Raw genomic sequence first — 3,904 nt, 5'->3', positions numbered from 1 at the left:
CGCCGAGTTCGAAGAAATGGTCCTGCCGTCCGACGCGTTCAATGCCGAGCAGGCGCTGCCAGATGGCGGCCAGTGCCAGTTCGGTCTCGCCCTGCGGGGCTTGGTAGGTGGTGCGGACAAAGGCGCTGTCATCCGGGGCAGGCAGGGCCTTGCGGTCCACCTTGCCGTTTTGTGTCAGCGGGATCTGTGTCAGCCGCACGTAGGCTGACGGCACCATATAACCCGGCAGACGCTGTGCCAGTTCCTGTTTCAGTGCCTCAACGGTGAGTGCTTCATCCGACAGGGTGTAATAGGCCACCAGTCGGTGATCACCCGTTGCGGTGCGCTGTGCTACCACCACCGCTTCGCGCACACCGGTGCAGTCCTGCAACACCGATTCAACCTCACCGGGTTCAATACGGAAACCGCGGATTTTGACCTGAAAATCATTACGACCCAGATACTCAATGCCACCGTCGGCCAGCCAGCGACCCAGATCACCGGTGCGATACATCCGCGCATTCGGTTCGGTTACAAACGGATCGGCCAGGAAGCGTTCGGCGGTAAGGTCGGGGCGGTTCAGGTAACCGCGTGCCACACCGACGCCACCGATATAGATTTCACCGGCAATACCCAGCGGTACCGGCTGCTGATGCGCATCCAGAATGTAGAGGCGGCTATTGTCTATCGGGTAGCCAATCGGCGGCAGGCGCGGCCAGTCAGCGGCGTTGCCGACGCATTGATACTCCGTCACCACGTGGGTTTCTGCCGGGCCGTATTGGTTGTGCAAGCGGATTGGGCCGGAGCGTTGGCACAGGGCGCGGATTTCATTGCTTATCAGCAGCCGTTCGCCAGCGGTGATGATTTCTTTTACCGGCAATCCCTGCTGCGTTTGTGCGCAGGTCACGGCCAGTGTCTGCAACGCGGCGACCGGCAAAAAGACGCGCTCGATGGCGTGCTTCTCGATAACGTTCAGCAGCCGGTCCATTTGTAAGCGATCTTCACTGGCGATCATCACCAGTTTGCCGCCACCGGTCAGGGCGCTGAGGATTTCCTGAAAGGCGACATCAAAACCGAAGGAGGCAAATTGCAGTGTGGTCATGGCTGCCTGTTCTCTGGCCTGCCAGTGCAGCAGATTGACCAGCGGCGCATGCGGCATCGCCACCCCCTTGGGCTGCCCGGTAGAGCCAGAGGTGTAGATGACATAGGCCAGATTATCCGGTGTCAGGCCGATTCCGTTGCGGGACAGGTTGTCGCTGGGGTGTGTTGCCCAGCGTTCGGCATCCCGTGTCAGATGCAGCACTGTTGCTGTACCGGTCAGGTTGTCTAACACCGCCTGTCCGAGCTGATCGACCAGAATAACGCCAGGGGTGCTGTCTTTGAGCATAAATGCCAGACGTGCGGAGGGGTATTCTGGGTCCAGCGGCATACAAGCGGCCCCGGCTTTCAGTGTGGCCAGCACACAGACGATCATCTCCGGGTGGCGTTCAGTACAGATAGCCACCCGGTCATCGGCACCGATGCCTAGCTCACGCAGATGGTGCGCCAGTTGGTTGGCGCGACGGTTCAGTTCGCCATAGCTTAGCGACTGGTCTGCAAAGACCAGTGCAATCCGTTCTGGATGCTGTGCCGCCTGCTGCTCGATACGTTCATGAACACAGATCCCGGTCGGGTAAGCCGTTTGAGTGCGATTGAACCCGGTTAGCACCTGATGGCGTTCAGCGTCCGGCAGAACGGACAACCGGTGCAATGGCTGTTCAGGTGACCGCTCCAGCGCATCGATCAGTTGCGTTAGCACGTGCTGCATCATTTGTCCGATCCGTTCACCGCCCAGGCGGCGATCGGCCTGAACCTTGAGTGAGAAACCGGCGTTAAGCGCATCATCCACGGATAGCGTAAGCGGATAATTGGTGCGTTCTTCCGTCTTCAGGAGTGTGATGCCGTGCCACGGGTCTTCGGCAACGCTGTCGTTCGATTGTGTGACATCCTGTGATTGTGTGACATCATGGCGATAGTTCAGCAACGCGCTGAACAGGGGTTGCGATGCGGCAACGCCACTACATTGCTGCGCCAGAGCCAGCGAGGCGTGCTCATGGGCCAGCAGGTCGGTCAGACGGCGGTGCGTCTGCTCAAGTGCGGCCCGGACAGTGACATCGGTCAGCGTCAGTCGCAGTGGCAGGGTGTTAATGAACAATCCCAGCGCCTGCTCGCTACCGTCTTGCAGCCGACCCAGCAGCACGGTGCCGAAGACCACATCATCACGACCGGACAGTGCACCGATAACGTGGCCCCAGGCCAGATGGAACAGACTGGCGGCACTGATGCCCTTGTATTGTGCCTGCCGACGAATGCGCCCGGCCAGTGTGTCCGGCAGCGGCAGGATAGCTTCATCCATATCGACCAGTTCGGTCAGGCCGCCGGGGAGGGTGGGAGATTCCACATCGGCCAGTTGCTGATGGAAAAACGCGTTATCGTCAGTGGTGGCAGTTCTGGCTCGCACCTGTGCGACGTGATTACGGAAAGGAACCGAGGCGGGCAGTTTCTCCAGTTCACCGCGCTCGTCCGCGAGTATTTCGTTAAGCAGAATATCCAACGTGGTGTGATCAAGACACAGGTGATGATTTTGCAGGCACAACAGCCAGCGGTCATTGGCTTCATCGTTTGCCATCAGCAGGTTGAACAGCGGTGCCTGACGCAGATCCAGACGCCCCGGTTTCATGCCGAGCAGTTGATCGGCAGCGTCGCCCGCTGCCGGATTCAGGTGCGCCTGCGTTGCCGTCAGTTCGGCACGGCGTAACACCACCTGTACCGGTTGCGGCAGGCCTTCCCAGCGTACAGCGGTGCGCAGAATATCGTGACGGGCAATCACGCGGTTTAGCGAGGCGATAAACGCCTCCAGCCGTTGTTGTGTCGCAAATGCCAGCAGTGAACTGTCCAGGTAAGGATCATGCGACTCTGCCAGCAGGTAGTGATACAGCACCCCTTCCTGTAACGGGGTCAGTGGGTAGATATCCTGAATCTGGCTGACGCCACCGGGGACACTGGACACAATTCCGTCAATGTTCTCCTGCGTCAGTTCAAGTAGCGGCAGCATGGCGGGTGTAATGCGCTGACTGTCGGTGGCGATCCGGTTTTCTGGCACCGTTGCCTGTTCAAAACGTTCAATCGTCGTGGCAAGCTCCGCCAGACTGGTGTGCTCAAATACCGCCCGCACCGGGATATTCAGCCCCTGACTCTGCAGTGCGGCAATCAGGCGTACCACCAACAGCGAATGACCGCCGAGTTCGAAGAAATGATCCTGCCGACCGACGCGCTCAATCCCCAGCAGGTCCTGCCAGAGTTGTGCGAGTCGCTGTTCGGTTTCGCCCTGTGGGGCCTCGTAGCGGGTGCGGACAAAGGCGTTGTCATCCGGGGCGGGTAAGGCTTTGCGATCGACCTTGCCGTTCGGCGTCAGAGGCAGCGCGCTGAGCTGCACATAGGCCGACGGCACCATATACGCAGGCAGGTGCGCCGTCACATGCGCACGCAGTGTTTCAGCGGTAGCGTTACCGACATACCAGGCGATCAGACGCGGTTCACCCTGAGCGCCGCGGCGGATCATGACCACGGTGTCGCTTACACCCGCGTCCGCCCGCAGGCAGGTTTCGATTTCACCGAGTTCGACCCGGAAACCGCGGATCTTGACCTGATCATCGTTACGGCCCAGATAATCGATGCGGCCATCGGCGTACCAGCGGCCCAGATCACCGGTGCGGTACATGCGTGCGTTCGGCTCGGTTGAGAACGGGTCGTCCAGGAAGCGTTCGGCACTCAATTCCGGCTTGTTCAGGTAGCCTCGCGCCACTTGCACGCCGCCGATATAGAGTTCCCCTTCGACACCGACCGGCACCGGTTGTCCGGCTGCGTCAAGAATGTAGATTGCCAT

General features: G+C 59.9%; 1 protein-coding gene. It reads right to left on the bottom strand.

Features of this window, described 5'->3' with window-relative positions:
* A partial coding sequence (locus tag FAZ14_RS20140) for a non-ribosomal peptide synthetase (RefSeq protein ID WP_153509097.1) occupies positions 1–3,904 on the bottom strand: 3,904 nt, incomplete at both ends.

The organism is Dickeya oryzae (genome assembly GCF_009372235.1).
GTDB lineage: Bacteria > Pseudomonadota > Gammaproteobacteria > Enterobacterales > Enterobacteriaceae > Dickeya > Dickeya oryzae.
Note: the sequence above shows the minus strand (reverse complement) of the source record. Positions and strands in the feature narration are given on the sequence as shown.